We start from the raw sequence: 15590 nt of genomic DNA on the forward strand, positions 1-15590 counted from the left end.
GCTCGCGATAGCAATTGAACATTCGACACCTCTGTCGGCAGGCATACCGCTATCGCGAGCAAGCTCGCTCCCACAAGGGATTTGCGATTGGAACCTTCACAAAGGCTCCAGCACAACCTGACAAATCTCCTTACAATCACTCTTTTGTTAGCTGCCTAAGCAAGGATTCTGCATGCAAGCCGCCAACCCGCGTCGCGGGTATATCCTGGGCCTGAGCGCCTACATCATCTGGGGTCTGTTCCCGATCTATTTCAAAGCCATCGCCAGCGTGCCGTCCGTGGAAATCATCATCCACCGGGTGCTGTGGTCGGCGCTGTTCGGCGCGGCATTGCTGATGGTCTGGAAACACCCGGGCTGGTGGCGTGAACTGCGGGACAACCCACGTCGGCTGGCGATTCTGGCCCTGAGTGGCACGCTGATCGCGGCCAACTGGCTGACCTACGTGTGGGCGGTGAACAACGAGCGCATGCTTGAGGCGAGCCTGGGTTATTACATCAACCCGCTGGTGAACGTACTGCTGGGCATGTTGATCCTGGGTGAGCGGCTGCGGCGCATGCAGTGGCTGGCGGTGGGGCTGGCAGCGGTCGGCGTGGCGCAGCAGGTCTGGCAAGTGGGCAGCCTGCCGTGGGTGTCTCTGGTGCTGGCGCTGACCTTCGGTTTCTATGGGCTGATCCGCAAGCAGGCGCCCGTCAAGGCCTTGCCGGGCCTGGTGGTGGAAACCTGGATGCTGGTACCGATTGCCATTGCCTGGTTGCTGTTCAACCCGACGGCCACCAGTGCCCAACCAGCATTCTGGACCACCTCCGAAGCCTGGTGGCTGGTAGCGGCCGGCCCTGTGACGCTGGTTCCGCTGGTGTGTTTCAACGCCGCAGCGCGGCATCTGCCCTACACCACGTTGGGATTTCTCCAGTACATCGCGCCGACGCTGGTGCTGTTGCTTGCCGTGACGCTGTTCGGTGAGCACCTGTCGTCCAGCACGCTGGTGGCGTTCCTGTTTATCTGGGCTGGGCTTGCGGTGTACAGCGTCGACGCCGTGATCAGCATGCGTCGGCGCGCCTGATCAAATATTGCACAACTCTCCACAGGCCACGCCTGACGTGGCCTGCACTGATCTTTCCCAAGGTTATCCACAGCGTGATCCCCGCCGTTTGTGCACAAGCCCTTGAAAACTGATGGTTTTTTGATCATTCCCCGTCGAAGCCCGGCAGGCTTGGGCTGGCGCCGGGTCTCTACAGGTTATCCACAGGCAGGCACAACTTTTCCTTGGATAACCCGCCTCACGCTTCGTCGCTGAGTTTGAGCTCTACCATCAATTCATCGGCCAGGGTTTCCAGGCGCTCCTGCAGGGTGTCCAGCGACAGGGTCAACGGCACGCCCAAGATCGCTTCGGCATGGAACAGCAACTCACTGCTCATCGGTGCCGGGCGAACATGGGTCACCAGTCGCTCGACGTTTACGCCCTGCTCGCTCAACAACCGGGTAATGTCGCGCACGATGCCAGGGCGATCATTGCCCACCAGTTCCATGGCGATGGGTTTCCAGCTGCAGGATTCTTCAAGGGCGCTTTCGGCGATCAACACGCGGATACCCTGGGTCGACAGCCCCTGCAAGGCTTCGATCAGTTCTCCCTGGGACTCGGCCGGGACGCTGAGGCGCAGGATCCCGGCAAATTGCCCGGCCAGGTGCGACATGCGGCTTTCCAGCCAGTTACCGCCGTGCGCGGCGATGCAGTCGGCAATGCGCTCGACCTGCCCGGGCTGGTCCGGGGCGAAAACAGTGATGACGAGGTGGTCCATGGCGCAGCCCTCTTGTTGTGGAAGAAACAGTATAGGCAGGTGATCGCGAGCAGACTGTGGGCCTGAGGATTTATACCTCACCCCTGTGGGAGCAAAGCTTGCTCGCGATACAGGCGCCTCGATTCCAGTGGGATCGAGTTACTGTCATCGCGAGCAAGCTTTGCTCCCACAGGATGACAACAGATACATCGTGTACAAACATCAAGATTTATCTGGAACAATCTGTTGGTTTTTTGAGAACATCCCATGCCTCGTCGTGACTGTACTGCTTTAGTCGGTCGCGGAACGACGCAATTAGTCTAATTTTCACAAGCCCAATTGATCATGTAGTATGCCGCAGCGAGCACTACATAACGTTGAAGCGATGTCTGCTTAAGGCCAGTCGCATCCCTGAAAAGCCCCGTCAGCAAGGCTTAACACCCAGCCGCCAGCGATGGCATGTACTGGTTCCGGGGTTTGTGGTTTAAATGTCCCGAGGCTTCATTGTCAAAATCGAAGAGCTGAAAAGCGAAATAGCTGAGCAGAGTGAGGCAAGCAATGACTGAACACGTTCAAGTCGGTGGCCTTAAGGTCGCCAAAGTCCTGTTCGACTTCGTGAATAACGAAGCCATTCCCGGAACCGGCCTCACCGCCGACGCGTTCTGGGCCGGTGCTGACAAGGTCATCCACGACCTGGCGCCGAAGAACAAAGCCCTACTCGCCAAACGCGACGATTTCCAGGCGCGGATCGACGCCTGGCACCAGGCTCGTGCCGGCCAGGCCCACGACGCCGTGGCTTACAAAGCCTTCCTGCAAGACATTGGATACCTGCTGCCAGAAGCGGCGGATTTCCAGGCCACGACGCAAAATGTCGATGACGAAATTGCCCGCATGGCCGGCCCGCAGCTGGTGGTGCCGGTGATGAACGCCCGCTTCGCCCTCAACGCCTCGAACGCCCGTTGGGGTTCGCTGTATGACGCACTGTACGGCACCGACGCCATCAGCGAAGCCGACGGCGCGCAGAAAGGCAAAGGCTACAACAAGGTTCGCGGCGACAAGGTCATCGCCTTTGCCCGCGCCTTCCTCGACGAAGCGGCACCGCTGGCGGCCGGCTCCCATGTCGATGCCACTGGTTACAAGATCGTCGACGGCAAACTGGTAATCGCCCTCAAGGGCGGCAGCAACAGCGGCCTGCGTGACGATGCCCAACTGATTGGCTTCCAGGGCGACGCCGCGGCCCCCACCGCCGTGCTGCTGAAGCACAACGGCCTGCACTTCGAAATCCAGATCGACGCCAGCACTCCGGTTGGCCAAACCGACGCCGCCGGCGTCAAAGACATCCTGATGGAGGCCGCGCTGACCACCATCATGGACTGCGAAGACTCGGTGGCTGCCGTCGATGCCGATGACAAAGTGGTGATCTACCGCAATTGGCTCGGCCTGATGAAAGGCGACCTGGCTGAAGAAGTCGCCAAAGGCGGCCAGACCTTCACCCGCACCATGAACGCCGACCGCGTCTACACCACTGTCGACGGTTCGAGCGTGACCCTGCACGGCCGTTCGCTGTTGTTCGTACGTAACGTCGGCCACCTGATGACCATCGACGCGATCCTGGACCAGCATGGCAACGAAGTGCCGGAAGGCATCCTCGATGGCCTGATCACCAGCCTGGCGGCGATCCACAGCCTCAACGGCAACACGTCGCGGCGCAACAGCCGCACCGGTTCGGTGTACATCGTCAAGCCGAAGATGCACGGTCCGGAAGAAGCGGCGTTCACCAACGAGCTGTTCGGTCGCGTTGAAGACGTGCTGAACCTGCCGCGCAACACCCTCAAGGTCGGGATCATGGACGAGGAGCGCCGGACTACGGTCAACCTCAAGGCCTGCATCAAGGCCGCCAGCGAGCGCGTGGTGTTCATCAACACCGGTTTCCTCGACCGCACCGGCGACGAAATCCACACCTCCATGGAAGCCGGCCCGATGGTGCGCAAGGCTGACATGAAAGCCGAGAAGTGGATCGCCGCGTACGAAAACTGGAACGTCGACATCGGCCTGAGCACCGGCCTGCAAGGTCGCGCACAGATCGGCAAGGGCATGTGGGCCATGCCGGACCTGATGGCGGCGATGCTCGAACAGAAAATCGCCCATCCAATGGCCGGCGCCAACACCGCGTGGGTACCGTCGCCGACCGCTGCTGCCCTGCACGCGCTGCATTACCACAAGGTCGATGTGTTCGCTCGCCAGGCCGAACTGGCCAAGCGAGCACGCGCTTCGGTGGACGACATCCTGACCATCCCGCTGGCCGTCAATCCGAGCTGGACGCCAGAGCAGATCAAGAATGAACTGGACAACAACGCCCAGGGCATCCTTGGCTACGTGGTGCGCTGGATCGACCAGGGCGTTGGCTGCTCCAAGGTGCCGGACATCAACGACATCGGCCTGATGGAAGACCGTGCGACGCTGCGTATCTCCAGCCAGCACATCGCCAACTGGCTGCGCCACGGCATCGTCACCCAAGACCAAGTGATGGAAAGCCTCAAGCGCATGGCGCCGGTGGTGGACCGCCAGAATGCCAGCGACCCGTTGTACCGTCCGCTGGCGCCGGACTTCGACAGCAACATCGCTTTCCAGGCGGCGGTCGAACTGGTGATTGAAGGCACGAAGCAGCCTAACGGCTACACCGAGCCGGTGCTGCACCGTCGTCGTCGCGAGTTCAAGGCCGCCAATGGTTTGTGATTGAGCGGCAGTGATGCAATGAAAAAAGCCCTGGTCGAAAGATCAGGGCTTTTTCATTACAAGTGAAGGTATTTGCCAAGCACTGCTTTTGTTTTTGTGGCGGGGGATCTATCCCCGCTGGCTGCGCAGCAACCTAAAAGAGCTGAACTCAGTCAATCTGACACACCGAGCCGGTAGCTTCAGGGTTGCAACGCAACCCAGCGGGGGGGGCGACGTTTCGATAAACCCCCTCGCCACTAGGCCCCGATTCGGCAAGTGATTTTAGAGATCCACCCCCAACTCATGCTTGACCAAGCCCAGCAACTTTTCGGTATCGATAGGCTTGAGCAAGAAATCCACCACGCTCAGGTGCATGGCTTCGATGGCGTCCTTCACGTCGGCGTCGCCGGACACGATGATGATCGGCAGCGCTGCCCGCTCCGACTCGCGTACCAGGCGAACCAGTTCAAGGCCATCGACGTTACCCATGCGCAGATCGGTGATCAGCAGCCCTATCGACGGCTTGGTTTCCAGCATCTTGAGTGCCGTCTCGCCACTGGCCGCGGTCATGCAGTGAATCCCGTCCAGCGCCAGAATCTCCGACAGCAACTCGCGAGCGTCCTTGTCGTCATCGACGATCAAGACGCGCTGCGGCGGCAGGTCAGGTTCCAGCATGACGGCACTCAGCGCCTCGCGCTCGTCGTCACTCAAAATATCGTGGTCGGACATGATGCTCTCTAAGTTCTTTAAATCGATCCCCTGGCACAGTGGTCAGACATCGTTCGGCAGCGCTTCAATGTGCACTTCGTCGGATTTTTTTCCAAGAATATTTAATGAAGATTTCTCTGACACCTGGCCTGGGATTTTTCCGTAAGTTCGGCCCCTATTCGGCGACCTAGACTTACGTCCAATGGGCACCCCACGCTGAGGGGCCGACCATGGAGAACAGTTCCGACCACAACAATTCGAAAAAGCTGCGTAACAGTTATGAAAAAAGCGGACGCTTTCATCCAGGCAGGGAAAACCGCGGTGTTGCAAAACATCCAGGGGACACTGCAGTTTCTCCAGCGTTTCCCTCCGTTCAATCAAATGGAAAATGCCCACCTGGCCTACCTGGTGGAGCAATGCCTGCTGCGTTTTTATGCGCCCGGCGAAAGCATCATCAAACCGGCCGACGGGCCAGTGGAGCACTTTTACATCGTCAAGCAGGGCCGGGTGGTGGGCGAACGTCCGCATACGGCCAAGGGCGGGACCGAGACCACCTTCGAAATCACCACCGGCGAATGTTTCCCCCTTGCTGCGCTGCTGGGCGAGCGGGCCACCCGTACCGAGCACCGGGCCGGCGAAGACACGTTCTGCCTGCAATTGAACAAGCAGGCCTTCATCAAGCTGTTCGCCCTGTCCGGCCCGTTTCGCGACTTCGCCCTGCGCGGAGTGAGCAGCCTGCTCGACCAGGTCAACCAGCAGGTCCAGCAAAAGTCCGCGCAAACCCTGGGCACGCAATACTCCCTCAATACACGCTTGGGTGAACTGGCGATGCGTCATCCGGTGAGTTGCAGCCCGGACACACCGCTGCGCGAAGGCGTGAAGTTGATGCACGAGCAACAGGTTGGCAGCATCGTGGTGGTGAATGAGCACAAAGCCCCGCTGGGGATTTTCACTCTGCGCGACCTCAGGCATGTAGTGGCCGACGGTTCTGGGGACTTTTCCCAGCCCATCGCGGCGCACATGACCCAGACACCTTTTTACCTCTCGCCGGACCACAGCGCCTTCGACGCCGCCATCGCCATGACCGAACGGCACATCGCCCATGTCTGCCTGGTCAAGGATCAGCGCCTGTGTGGCGTGGTGTCGGAGCGCGATCTGTTTTCCCTGCAACGGGTTGACCTGGTGCACCTGGCCCGGACCATTCGCAGCGCACCAAAAGTGGAAAACCTGGTGGCCCTGCGCGGCGAAATCGGCCAACTGGTGGAGCGCATGCTGGCCCACGGCGCGTCGTCGACCCAGATCACCCACATCATCACCCTGCTCAACGACCACACCGTGTGCCGGGTCATCGAGTTGACCCTGGCCGACAAGGGCGACCCGGGCGTTGCGTTCAGTTGGTTGTGCTTTGGCAGTGAAGGCCGGCGCGAGCAGACCCTGCACACCGACCAGGACAACGGCATTCTGTTCGAAGCGCGGGACGCGGCCCATGCGGCGCAGATCCGCGGGTTGCTGCTGCCCATCGCCCAGCAGATCAACCAGAGCCTGGCCTTGTGTGGCTTCACCTTGTGCAAGGGCAACATCATGGCCAGCAACCCCGAGCTGTGCCTGTCCCGCGCCGAATGGGCCCGGCGCTTTGCGGCATTCATTCGTGAAGCCACACCGGAAAACCTGCTGGGTTCGAGCATCTATTTCGACTTGCGGGTGGTCTGGGGCGATGAGCAGGGCTGCGAACAACTGCGCCAACAGGTGCTTGCACAAGTAGCCGATAACCGTTTGTTCCAGCGCATGCTGGCCGAGAACGCGCTGCGCCATCGCCCGCCGGTGGGACGCTTCAGGGATTTCGTTCTGAGCCGCAAGAATGGTGAAAAAGCGACCCTCGACTTGAAGGTGCAGGGCCTCACGCCCTTCGTCGACGGCGCCCGTTTGCTCGCGCTGGCCAATGGCATCGAAGCCATCAATACTTTGGAGCGCTTGCGGCAACTGGTCGTCAAGGAAGTGATCGAACCGCTCGATGGCGCGGCTTATGAAGAGGCCTACCACTTCATCCAGCAGACCCGCATGCAACAACATCAATTGCAAACCCGCGAGAACCTGCCCTATTCCAATCGTGTCGACCCTGACAGCCTCAATCACCTGGACCGGCGTATCCTGCGCGAATCCCTGCGCCAGGCCCAACGCCTGCAAAGCAGCCTGGCGGTGAGGTACCAGTTGTGAGCATTTTTTCCTGGCTACGCCCGGCCCAGCCGATGTTGCCGCCGATGTTGCAGCAGCGCCTGGAACGCCTGCCCGCCCCCTCGCCACTGGATGAACGCAGTTTGCGGGAACAGCGCTGGGTGGTGCTGGACCTGGAAACCACCGGCTTGAACCTGAACAAGGACCAGGTGCTGTCCATCGGTGCAGTGGTGATCGAAGACGGCGCTATCGATTTCAGCCAGCAGTTCGAACGCACCTTGCAATGCGACAAGCAGAAGCTCGGGCCGAGCGTGTTGATCCACGGCCTGGCGCCCAGCGCCATTGCCGCCGGCAGCGACCCGGCCGAGGCGCTGCTGACGTTCATGGAATTCGTCGGCGACAGTCCGCTGCTGGCCTTTCATGCGCCATTCGACTCCCACATGCTCGGGCGGGCCTTGAAGGATTACCTGGGGTATCGCTTGCAGCATGCGTTCCTGGACGTGGCCGACCTGGCGCCGATGCTTTGCCCCCAGGCCAATCTGCGCAAGGCCGGCCTGGATGAGTGGATCGACTGGTTCAAGCTGCAAGTCTTCGACCGCCACAACGCCAGTGCCGACGCCTTGGCCACCGCCGAACTGGCGTTGATCCTGTTCAGCCGTGCCCGCCAACAGCAGATCCAGAGCCCGCTTGACCTGCAACAGCGGTTGGGCCAGTGGAAACGGCGGCAGCAGGCACCTTCGCTTTAGAAGACTTGAGAACACAAAGCCCTCCTGCGGGAGCGAGCTTGCTCGCGATAGCGGTGAATCAGTGGCATTGATGTTGATTGATACTCCGCTATCGCGAGCAAGCTCGCTCCCACATGGGGCTGCGTTGCTTGTCACACTCCCCCGCCACGGCTGCTCCGACCAGTGCCAATTGCTTTCTTTCCCTCGCCTCTGCCACAATCGCGAACAATTCTCGTTACTTAAAACGTCGGTGATGCTCCGTGTCGTCAGTCCCTAGCCCTCACAGCGATCTGGTTGGTGCGTTATACCGTGACCATCGCGGTTGGCTATTGGCATGGTTGCGACGCAATGTCGCCTGTGCGCAACGGGCCGAGGACTTGAGCCAGGACACCTTCGTGCGCCTGCTGGGCCGGGAGGAGCTCAAAGCGCCCCGCGAGCCCCGGGCGTTCCTGGTGGCAATCGCCAAGGGGTTGCTGTTCGATTATTTCCGGCGTGCGGCGTTGGAGCAGGCTTACCTCAGCGAGCTGATGCTGATTCCCGAAGCCGAACAGCCATCCGTGGAAGAACAGCAGATCATCCTCGAAGACCTCAAGCATATCGATCGCCTGCTCGGCCAACTGTCGAGCAAAGCCCGCGCGGCGTTCCTGTATAACCGCCTCGACGGCCTCGGCCACGCCGAAATCGCCGAGCGCCTGGGGGTTTCGGTGCCACGGGTACGGCAGTATCTGGCCCAGGGCATTCGGCAGTGCTATATCGCGCTTTACGGTGAGCCAACATGAGCCCGGCCCATTGCAAACCGGTCTCGGCCAGCGTGCTGGATGCGGCCATAGCCTGGCAGTTATCGCTGGACTCAGGCAGCGGCAGCGCCCAGGAGCGCGAAGCCTTCGCCCGCTGGCATGCTGCGGACGAAGAACATGCCCGGGCCTGGCGGCAGTTGGGCATGCTCGACCAGCGTTTCAGCGTTGCCAGTGGACCGGCGAGGGCCGCGTTGCTGCAATCACGGGTGAGCATTCGCCGCCGGGTCCGCAAAGTGGGCAGCGGCCTGGCCAGTCTTGTCGCGGTCATCGGCCTGGCGCTGTTTGCCGGGGAGCGTTACCTGCCGCTGGATTACTGGCTGGCCGACCAACGTACCGCCACTGGCGAGCAACGCACCCTGCGCCTGGCAGACGGCACGCTGGTCAACCTCAACACCCACAGTGCACTGGACGTGCGTTTCGATGACAAGCAGCGCCGCATCGTCCTGCAGGAAGGCGAGATCCTGGTGGAAACCGGTCACAACGACCCGCGCCCGTTTATCGTCGAGACCCGCGAAGGCAGCATGCGCGCCCTCGGCACCCGGTTCCTGGTCAAGCGCGAGGACCAAGGCACGCGCCTGAGCGTGTTGAAATCCGCGGTTGCGGCGCATCCACAGGCAACGGATGTCGAACAGATCCTGCGCGAAGGCCAGCAGGTGCTGATGCGCCGCGACGGTCTCGGGCCGACGATGGCCCTGAGCCCCGGCGCCGATGCCTGGACTCGCGGCATGCTGGTGGTGGACAACGCCCGCCTCGAAGATCTGGTCCATGAACTGGGGCGCTACCGGCACGGCTATTTGGGCGTAGAGCCACAGGTGGCGGACCTGCGCATCACCGGCAGCTTTCCGTTGCATGACACCGACCTGGCCCTGACCGCGCTGCTGCCGACCTTGCCGGTGCAGGTCGAACATCACACGCGGTGGTGGGTGGTGGTGGGCGCGCGGACCGATACCAAGCCTTGAGGAACCTCGTGTCAGTGATGACGCCATCGCGAGCAAGCTCGCTCTCACAGTAGAGCGCGGCGTACACAAGGCGGGGTTCACTGAAGATCAAATGTGCGAGCGAGCTTGCTCGCGATGGGACCAACCGCCTCAGCACAAAAACCAGGCTGGACTACCCGCCAGAAAACTGAATCTAAATTATTTTCATCCAGCCTCTATCACTTTTCAATTTTCATCCGGCACTCAGGCAATTGAGAAATATTTCCATTCAGGAGCCGCCGTATGTCCCGCCCGCTAGACACCCTGTTGCGCCCCAGCCTGTTGGCCGTTGCCATTGCCTTTGCCGTTCCTCTCGCCAGCGGCCCGCTGCAGGCCGCCGAACAGGTCACGAGTATGCGCACCTACAACCTGCCCGCCGCGCCATTGGCCAGCACCCTGAACCAGATCGCCAGCCAGGCCGGCCTCGCCCTGAGCCTGAATCCGTCCCTGGCCTCGGGCAAAACTTCAGCGCCGGTCCAAGGCCAGTTCGATGCCACCGGGGCACTGCGTGAGGCCCTGCGTGGCACCGGCCTGCAACTGGAACAAAGCAGCGCCGGCACCTACAGCCTGGTGGCCGTGCCTGAAGGCGTGATGGTCCTGCCGGAAACCAGCGTGATTGGCGCCGGCTTCGGCGAAACCGCGTGGGGCCCGACCGAAGGCTATGTCGCCACCCGCACCGCCGCCGGCACCAAGACCGATACGCCGATTGTCGAACTGCCACGCTCGGTGTCCGTGGTGACACGCCAGCAGATGGAAGATCGCTCCGTGCTCAACCTCAACGACGCCCTGCGCTACACCGCTGGTGTGCAGAGCAGCGGCTACGGCTCGGACTCGCGCAACGACTGGCTGCTGGTGCGTGGCTTCATACCGACCCAGTTCCTCGATGGCCTGCCACTGCCCAAGGGCAACTACATCACGCCGAAGATCGAACCCTGGAACCTTGAACGCATCGCCGTGCTGCGCGGCCCGGCCTCTTCGGTCTACGGCCAGACGCCCCCGGGCGGCATGCTGGACATGGTCAGCCGGCGCCCACAAGCCGAGAGCAGCCACGAAGTCGAGTTGCAGGCCGGCAGCTACGAACACAAGCAGATCAACTTCGACAGCACTGGCAAGGTCGATGACGAAGGCCAGTTCCTTTATCGGGTCAGCGGCACCGTGCGCGACAGCAATTCCCAGGTCGATCACATCCCGGACAAACGCTACAACCTCGCCCCGAGCCTGACATGGAACATCAACGACGACACGCGCCTGACGTTCCTGTCCCAGTACACCCGCGACGACACTGGCATCACCGGGCAATTCCTGCCATTGCAGGGCACCAAACTGGCCTCGGCGGCGGGCAGGATTTCCCATCACAAGAACCTGGGCGACCCGGACTGGGAATTCTATGACCGCACCTACTACGCCCTAGGCTATGCCTTTGAACATCGCCTGAACGACACCTGGCAGTTCCGCCAGAACCTGCGCTACACCAAGAGCGACCTGGAAACCCAAGGCATCTCCGCCGGTGGGCAATTCTGGCCGGCGGGTCCTGACGAAGCGGTGAGCGCCGATGGCACGGTCAAGCGCAGTGCCAGTGTCGTTGACGAGGACATCAGTCAGTTCGCCGTGGACAACAACTTCCAGGCCGATTTCCAGACTGGCGCGTTGAGCCACACCCTGTTGCTGGGCCTGGATCACCAGCGCGCCAACAGCAATTCGCGCTGGGATTGGGGTTCGACTGGCGTACCGACCAGCAACATCCACAACCCGGTCTACGGACAGGACTTCTCCAACGTCCAGTACTTCACCATGTACGACTACAACCAGAAGACCCACCAGACCGGCCTGTACGTTCAGGACCAGATCGCCCTGGACAATTGGCGCCTGGCATTGGGCGGTCGTGAAGACTGGATTCACACCGGCACCGTTTTCCACAACCTGAACGATGCAACCAACACCCAACGCGACAAGAAATTCAGCGGCAACGCGGCGCTGAGCTACGTCTTCGATAATGGTGTGACGCCATACATTTCCTTCGCCCAGTCTTTCCAGGCAGCAGCGGGTTCAACCGTCAACAGCACCGATGCGTTCAAACCCACCGAAGGTGAACAATACGAAGCCGGCATCAAGTACCAACCACCCGGCACCAAGACACTGCTGACCGCCGCAGTGTTCGACCTGACCCAGAAGAACAACTCCGTGACTGAAAACAACGTCACCCGCCAGGTGGGTGAAGTTCAGGTTCGCGGCCTGGAGCTGGAAGCCTCCGGCGATGTAACCGACAACCTCAAGCTGATCGGCTCCTACACCTACAACGACAGCGAAATCACCAAAGGCACGACGGCTGAAAAAGGCAAGCGCATGGCTCAGGTGCCGCGTAACCAGGCTACCGCGTGGGCCGATTACACCTGGCACAACGGCCCGCTCGACGGTTTTGGCGTCGGCGCCGGTGTGCGTTATGTCGGCGACACCTACGGCAACACCACCAACACCGACTGGGGCCATGTCGGCTCCTACACCGTTTACGACGCGTCGGCCCATTACGACCTGGGTCGCCTGAACAATTCGCTCAAAGGTGTTTCGGTGGCGGTGGATGCGAAGAACATTTTCAACAAAGACTACCTGTCCACCTGCGATGGCTTTTATTGCTACTACGGCGATCAGCGCAACGTCGTCGCCAGTGTGAATTACAAGTGGTAGGCGGTTAGCGCGCGGGAGCAAGGCTTGCCCGCGATGGAGGCGACTCGGTTTCTAAAGGGCCGCATCGCCTGTTTCGCGGGCAAGCCTTGTTTCCACGGATAAATCCCCTCGCCACAGGTGCCCTTTTGCATCCGGATCAATCATGAAAAGCAAAACCATCCGCCGCTGGTCCTTTGTCCACACCTGGACCAGCCTGATCTGCACAGTGTTTCTGCTGATGCTGGCGATCACCGGGCTACCGTTGATCTTCCATCATGAAATCGAACACCTGCTCGGCGATGCTCCCGAGTTTCGGCAAATGCCGACTGACACGCCGCAGTTGGACCTGCAACAACTGGTGGAAAAAGCCAAGGCCCATCGCCCGGGTGAGGTGGTCCAGTATTTTGGCTGGGACGAGGACGAACCCAACGGCGTCATCACCATCATGGCGCCAACACCCGGCACTGAACCCAATTCGTCCCACACCTTCATGCTCGACGCGCGCACTGGTGAGGCCCTGGCAATGCCCTCGGCCAACGGCGGTTTCATGATGGTCATGCTGCGCTTGCACGTGGACATGTTCGCCGGGTTGCCGGGCAAATTGTTGCTGGCGTTCATGGGGCTGTTGTTCGTGATTGCCATCGTCTCCGGGGTGGTCCTGTACCTGCCGTTCATGCGCCGCTTGAGGTTCGCCACGGTACGCCAAGACAAATCCACGCGCCTGCGCTGGCTCGACCTGCACAACCTGATCGGTGTGGTGACGCTGGTCTGGGCGCTGACCGTTGGCGTTACCGGCGTGATCGCCGCATGCGCCGACCTGATCATCGCCGCCTGGCGCAACGACAGCCTCAGCGCCATGGTCGAACCCTACCGCAACGCCCCGCCGCTGACGCAACTGGCACCGGCAAGCCGCTTGCTCGACATCGCCAAGGAGGTCGCTCCGGGCATGGCGCCGAGTTTCATCGCCTTCCCCGGCACCCTGTTTTCCAGTGAGCACCACTACGGCGTATTCATGAAAGGCAGCACCCACCTGACTTCGCATTTGCTGACCCCGGTACTGATCGACGCCAGCACCCTGGACGTCACCGCCGTGGCCGAACGGCCTTGGTACTTGGACGTCATGAGCCTGTCGTTGCCGCTGCATTTCGGCGACTACGGTGGCCGGCCGATGCAGATTTTCTGGGCGACCCTCGACGTGCTGACCATCATCGTCCTTGGCAGTGGCGTTTACCTGTGGCTGGTGCGGCGTAAAGCGGCCAAGCGTGCAACCGTCGGTGCGGAGGTCGCCTCGTGAGGCCCCGGCAATCGAGTTTCTGGAAAGTGTTTGGCGTGCCCATGGTGATCGGGGTCCTTTGCGCGGCAGGGCTGTTCAGTGCCTTGCTGGGTGACGGTCTGTGGGACGCCGTCAGTTGGCTGGGGTTGGGTATCCCCTCTGTGGTGGCGGTGTGGGGCTTGATCCCGCGCCGCTGAGTCATTCGGGCGGGCATTGGCCAGACGCACGCCCTCCTCTGCTCGTCATACGATAACCGCCGACACCGCCGGTTAATTCAAACCCCACAACCTTCGACATATTTATTGACAAATTAATCCTTGCACTTCTATAAAGGCCAATGTTGTACGACAACCTACAACAAGACATGCGGCACCAACTCCAAAAATAATTGATGGTGAAGTGATGAAAATCAAAGGCATCCGCTGGTGGATGGTCGGCCTGGTCACGGCCGGCCTGATGGTCAACTACCTGGCTCGCAATACCCTCTCGGTGGCCGCTCCGACCCTGATGAGCGAAATGAACATCTCCACCGAGCAGTATTCCCACATCGTCGTGGCCTGGCAGATCTGCTACGCGCTGATGCAACCGGTGGCCGGCTACATCATCGATGCCATCGGTACCAAGATGGGTTTCGCCATTTTCGCCTTCGCCTGGTCCATCGCCTGTGCCGCAGCAGCCATGGCCTCGGGCTGGCAAGGCCTGGCGTTTTTCCGTGGTTTGCTCGGCCTGACGGAAGCCGCCGGGCTGCCGGCTGCAGTAAAGACCTCTACCGAATGGTTCCCGGCCAAGGAACGCTCGGTGGCCATCGGCTGGTTCAACATCGGTTCCTCGATCGGCGCCGTACTGGCTCCGCCACTCGTGGTCTGGGCGATTCTGAACAGTGGTTGGGAGCTGGCGTTCCTGATCGTTGGCGGCCTGGGTGTGGCCTGGACGTTCCTCTGGCTGATCTTTTACAAGCATCCACGCGACCAAAAGCTCTTGGGCGACACCGAGCGCGATTACATCCTCAGCGGCCAGGAAGCCCACTTCCAAGATCCGACGCCGAAGAAAGGCAGCTGGAAACGCATCATCGCCAGCCGCAACTTCTACGCCATCGCCAGTGCCCGGATTCTCTCCGAGCCGGCTTGGCAAACGTTCAACGCCTGGATCCCGCTGTACCTGATGACCGAGCGGCACATGAACATCAAGGAGATCGCGATGTTCGCCTGGCTGCCGTTCCTGGCTGCCGACCTCGGTTGCGTGCTGGGCGGTTACCTGAGCCCGTTCTTCCACAAGTATTGCAAGGTGTCGCTGTTCACCTCGCGCAAAATGGTCCTGCTGTTCGGTGCCTCCTGCATGATCGGCCCGGCGTGCATAGGCCTGGTCGCCAGCCCGTACACGGCGATCGCCCTGCTGTGTGTCGGCGGTTTTGCCCACCAGACCCTGTCCGGCGCGCTGTACGCCATCACGTCCGATTCCTTCGGCAAGAATGAAGTCGCCACTGCCACCGGCATGGGCGGGATGTTCGGCTATCTGGGCGCGGCGGCCTTCACCCTGTTGTTTGGCGTGATGGTGACCAAGATCGGCTACAGCCCACTGTTCGTGCTGTTAGCGATCTTCGATGTGGTCGCGGCCTTTATCGTCTGGACCGTCGCCCGGGAACTCAAGCAACAACCGACGACATCGGCACCAGCGCCGCAGGCCCTTCAACCAGCCGCCTGATGCATGGCGCGACCGGGACTCATCGCCCAGGTCGCGCCTGCCTTGTACACGGCTGAACGCGCTATGCTGCGCAACAAGTCCCACTG

Annotated in this window: 12 protein-coding genes; 10 read left to right on the forward strand and 2 right to left on the reverse strand. The window is 61.0% G+C overall.

The window, feature by feature from the left end; genetic code table 11:
• Positions 1–172 precede the first annotated feature (172 nt).
• The gene (gene rarD / locus J9870_RS26835; protein ID WP_135847503.1) at positions 173–1060 is read left to right on the forward strand and encodes an EamA family transporter RarD; all 888 of its coding nucleotides are present in this window, start codon (positions 173–175) and stop codon (positions 1058–1060) included.
• 217 nt (positions 1061–1277) lie between these two features.
• Here the strand turns inward: rarD and J9870_RS26840 are convergent, their stop codons facing one another.
• Positions 1278–1796 (reverse strand): ACT domain-containing protein, encoded by a 519-nt coding sequence (locus J9870_RS26840; RefSeq protein WP_210641549.1) that lies wholly within the window; start codon positions 1794–1796, stop codon positions 1278–1280.
• A gap of 537 nt (positions 1797–2333) precedes the next feature.
• Between J9870_RS26840 and J9870_RS26845 the strand changes: the two genes are divergently transcribed.
• Positions 2334–4511, forward strand: coding sequence for a malate synthase G (locus J9870_RS26845; RefSeq protein ID WP_210641551.1), 2178 nt, complete (start codon positions 2334–2336; stop codon positions 4509–4511).
• A gap of 261 nt (positions 4512–4772) precedes the next feature.
• On the opposite strand, the gene J9870_RS26850 is transcribed toward J9870_RS26845, so the two are convergent.
• Positions 4773–5219 carry a response regulator gene (locus J9870_RS26850; RefSeq protein WP_210641553.1) on the reverse strand — a complete coding sequence of 149 codons (447 nt, stop codon included), beginning with the start codon at positions 5217–5219 and terminating at the stop codon, positions 4773–4775.
• Between the two features lie 258 nt (positions 5220–5477).
• On the opposite strand from J9870_RS26850, the gene J9870_RS26855 reads away from it, so the two are divergent.
• The 8 genes from J9870_RS26855 (at position 5478) to J9870_RS26890 (ending at position 15504) form a co-directional block, all read left to right on the forward strand.
• On the forward strand, positions 5478–7412 hold the full coding sequence (locus tag J9870_RS26855) for a putative nucleotidyltransferase substrate binding domain-containing protein (protein WP_210641559.1): 1935 nt from the start codon (positions 5478–5480) through the stop codon (positions 7410–7412).
• Positions 7409–8116, forward strand: coding sequence for a 3'-5' exonuclease (locus tag J9870_RS26860; RefSeq protein WP_210641561.1), 708 nt, complete (start codon positions 7409–7411; stop codon positions 8114–8116). Before J9870_RS26855 ends, J9870_RS26860 begins: the two co-directional genes overlap by 4 nt.
• A gap of 239 nt (positions 8117–8355) precedes the next feature.
• Complete coding sequence (locus J9870_RS26865) at positions 8356–8874, forward strand: RNA polymerase sigma factor (protein WP_210641562.1); 519 nt, start codon at positions 8356–8358, stop codon at positions 8872–8874.
• Positions 8871–9851 carry a FecR family protein gene (locus J9870_RS26870; RefSeq protein WP_210641564.1) on the forward strand — a complete coding sequence of 327 codons (981 nt, stop codon included), beginning with the start codon at positions 8871–8873 and terminating at the stop codon, positions 9849–9851. Before J9870_RS26865 ends, J9870_RS26870 begins: the two co-directional genes overlap by 4 nt.
• Before the next feature lie 261 nt (positions 9852–10112).
• Complete coding sequence (locus tag J9870_RS26875) at positions 10113–12551, forward strand: TonB-dependent siderophore receptor (protein WP_210641565.1); 2439 nt, start codon at positions 10113–10115, stop codon at positions 12549–12551.
• Positions 12552–12693: 142 nt separating this feature from the next.
• Positions 12694–13824, forward strand: coding sequence for a PepSY-associated TM helix domain-containing protein (locus J9870_RS26880; RefSeq protein ID WP_210641567.1), 1131 nt, complete (start codon positions 12694–12696; stop codon positions 13822–13824).
• Positions 13821–14000 carry a hypothetical protein gene (locus tag J9870_RS26885; protein WP_210641569.1) on the forward strand — a complete coding sequence of 60 codons (180 nt, stop codon included), beginning with the start codon at positions 13821–13823 and terminating at the stop codon, positions 13998–14000. The genes J9870_RS26880 and J9870_RS26885 overlap by 4 nt, the downstream gene beginning before the upstream one ends.
• A 205-nt stretch (positions 14001–14205) precedes the next feature.
• Positions 14206–15504 carry an MFS transporter gene (locus J9870_RS26890; RefSeq protein ID WP_210641571.1) on the forward strand — a complete coding sequence of 433 codons (1299 nt, stop codon included), beginning with the start codon at positions 14206–14208 and terminating at the stop codon, positions 15502–15504.
• Positions 15505–15590: the final 86 nt, after the last annotated feature.

Source organism: Pseudomonas sp. Tri1 (genome assembly GCF_017968885.1).
Classification (GTDB): domain Bacteria; phylum Pseudomonadota; class Gammaproteobacteria; order Pseudomonadales; family Pseudomonadaceae; genus Aquipseudomonas.

Coding starts and splice junctions, on each gene's coding strand:
- J9870_RS26850 (WP_210641553.1), bottom strand. CDS start 5,219: ATGTCCGACCACGATATTTTGAGTGACGACGAGCGCGAGGCGCTGAGT.
- rarD (WP_135847503.1), top strand. CDS start 173: ATGCAAGCCGCCAACCCGCGTCGCGGGTATATCCTGGGCCTGAGCGCC.
- J9870_RS26890 (WP_210641571.1), top strand. CDS start 14,206: ATGAAAATCAAAGGCATCCGCTGGTGGATGGTCGGCCTGGTCACGGCC.
- J9870_RS26875 (WP_210641565.1), top strand. CDS start 10,113: ATGTCCCGCCCGCTAGACACCCTGTTGCGCCCCAGCCTGTTGGCCGTT.
- J9870_RS26870 (WP_210641564.1), top strand. CDS start 8,871: ATGAGCCCGGCCCATTGCAAACCGGTCTCGGCCAGCGTGCTGGATGCG.
- J9870_RS26880 (WP_210641567.1), top strand. CDS start 12,694: ATGAAAAGCAAAACCATCCGCCGCTGGTCCTTTGTCCACACCTGGACC.
- J9870_RS26840 (WP_210641549.1), bottom strand. CDS start 1,796: ATGGACCACCTCGTCATCACTGTTTTCGCCCCGGACCAGCCCGGGCAG.
- J9870_RS26845 (WP_210641551.1), top strand. CDS start 2,334: ATGACTGAACACGTTCAAGTCGGTGGCCTTAAGGTCGCCAAAGTCCTG.
- J9870_RS26855 (WP_210641559.1), top strand. CDS start 5,478: ATGAAAAAAGCGGACGCTTTCATCCAGGCAGGGAAAACCGCGGTGTTG.